The sequence below is a fragment of the bacterium endosymbiont of Bathymodiolus sp. 5 South genome (genome assembly GCF_900128535.1).
Lineage (GTDB): Bacteria > Pseudomonadota > Gammaproteobacteria > PS1 > Pseudothioglobaceae > Thiodubiliella.
In genome coordinates, this window is record NZ_FQTR01000201.1 from 1 (window position 1) to 2,591 (window position 2,591).

General features: G+C 39.7%; 1 protein-coding gene. It reads left to right on the forward strand.

What is annotated here, in order from left to right:
• Positions 1–2,591: BspA family leucine-rich repeat surface protein (locus BBROOKSOX_RS09960; protein WP_139661566.1), on the forward strand; the 2,591-nt coding region annotated here is incomplete at both ends.

Sequence of the window (2,591 nt, forward strand, 5' to 3'; positions counted from 1 at the left end):
ATCTGGTTGATATTGATGGTAAAGGCTCTGATGTGGATTTAACCCATTGGGATGTGTCTCATGTAAGTAATGCAAACAAAGCATTTGTTAATGCACTTAAGTTTGACCAAGACATTGGTAGTTGGGATGTTAGTAAGGTGACTAATATGCATGGGATGTTTTTTATCGCAATCGCCTTTAACCAAGACATTGGCAGCTGGGATGTTAGTAAGGTGACTGATATGCATGGGATGTTTTATCATGCAAACACCTTTAACCAAGATATTGGCAGTTGGGATGTTAGTAAGGTGACTGATATGCATGGAATGTTTTGGGGGACTAATGCCTTTAACCAAGATATTGGCAGTTGGGATGTTGGCAAAGTGACCAATATGCAAGCGATGTTTCATAACACAGGTGCCTTTAACCAAGATATTGGCAGTTGGGATATTTCGAGTTTAACAGAGGCAGCGGGTATGTTTGAAGATACCTCAGTAACTCTAAATAATACTGCAATGACTCTACATAATATGGATAGCACTTTACGTGGCTGGGCAAAGCTTGATACCGCCGCTGGTGAGAGCGCTATCCAGAGTAATGTTACTTGGGGTATCGCAAACTACACCGATGCCACTGCCAGACAATATTTAATAGACACCTATCACTGGACAATTAGTGGTGGCAAGTTTGATGATAGTAAGACTCAACAGGGTACCGATGGTCAAGACTTTCTCACCGTAGATGGCGCAAGAACCACACTACATGGATTAGGTGATAACGATATGTTAGATGGTAGTACTACAGATGATATATTAATAGGTGGAGAAGGAGACGACACTTTAATAGGAAATGGGGGTAACGATACTTTTGTTTATAAATATGAAAACGCAGGCAATGACTTTATTGATGACTTTACTGTAGGAAATACAAGTACAAATACTAATGCAGACATCATTGACCTTCGTGACTTATTGATAGGGTATAACGCCTCTAATCTGAGTGACTTTATAACAGTGACTGCTGTTGACTCTGGTACCAAACTAACTATTGACCATGATGGTGGATCAGTTAACAACAATGCTGGTGCTGATAGCAAAGTAAGTATTACTTTAGCAAAGGTTGCCTATAAAGCTGACTTATTAGCCAGTTTGATTGCTAATGGCAACTTAGTGCTTAAGGCTACTAGTCCGACCCTAACGATTATAAACAGTGGTGGCACAGATACTACTGCCAACACAATCACTTTTAATTTTAGTAAAGCCATTAGAAATGAATCGTTTACTGTGGATGATATTGGCATTGAAAATGGCACCATTAATGCAGGCACATTTACTAAAGTAAGTGCGACTCAATACACCATTGTAGTAACTCCAAGTCTAGGTGGACAGCATTCTAATGTTGCTATTACAGTGGCAGCAAACACCTTTACAGATATTGTTGGTAATGCCAATACTGCCATCGCTAAAAATACAACCCAAATTATCTATTTAGAAAAACAAGTTGATATTGATGGTAACGGTTCTGATGTAGATTTAACCCATTGGGATGTGTCTCATGTAAGCGATGCAAGCCGAGCATTTGCTGGTTTGACTGCCTTTAACCAAGACATTAGCAATTGGGATGTTAGCAACATGACTAATATATCTGCGCTGTTTTGTATTGCAAGCACTTTTAACCAAGATATTAGCAGTTGGGATGTTAGTAATGTGACTGATATGAGATGGATATTTTGGGAAGCCAGTGCCTTTAACCAAGACATTAGCAGTTGGAATGTTAGCAAGTCGACTGGCATGTCTGGGATGTTTTATAGGGCAATTGCCTTTAACCAAGATATTGGTAATTGGAATATTGGCAAAGTAACCACTATGGACTATACATTTTTTATGGCAACTTCCTTTAACCAAGATATTGGTAGTTGGGATGTTAGCAAGGTAACTACTATGACCAATATGTTTAACGCTGCGACGACCTTTAACCAAGATATTGGCAGTTGGGATGTTAGTAAGGTGACTGATATGTCTAATATGTTTTCAGTGACAACCGCCTTCAACCAAGATATTGGTGGTTGGGATGTGGGCAATGTGACTGATATGTCTGCTATGTTTGGAGTTGCAACCTCCTTTAACCAAGACATTGGTAGTTGGGATGTGGGCAATGTGACTGAAATGCCAACGATGTTTTATAAAGCAGATACCTTTAACCAAGATATTGGCAGTTGGGATGTGAGTAAGACGACTGACATGCATTATATGTTTACTGATGCACACGCCTTTAACCAAAACATTGACAAATGGGATGTTAGTAAGGTGACTAACATGAAATGGATATTTTGGAATGCCAGAGCCTTTAACCAAGACATTGGCAGTTGGGATATTTCAAGTTTAACAGAGGCAAGTCTCATGTTTAAAAGTAGTGCAATGACTGTAGACAATATGGATAACATCTTGCGTGGCTGGGCAAAGCTTGATACCGCCGCAGGAGAAACTGCTATTCAGAGCAATGTTACTTGGGGTATCGCAAACTACACCGATGCCACTGCCAGACAATATTTAATAGACACCTATCACTGGACTATTAATGACGATGTTTTTGACGGCAGCAAGACGATAAAG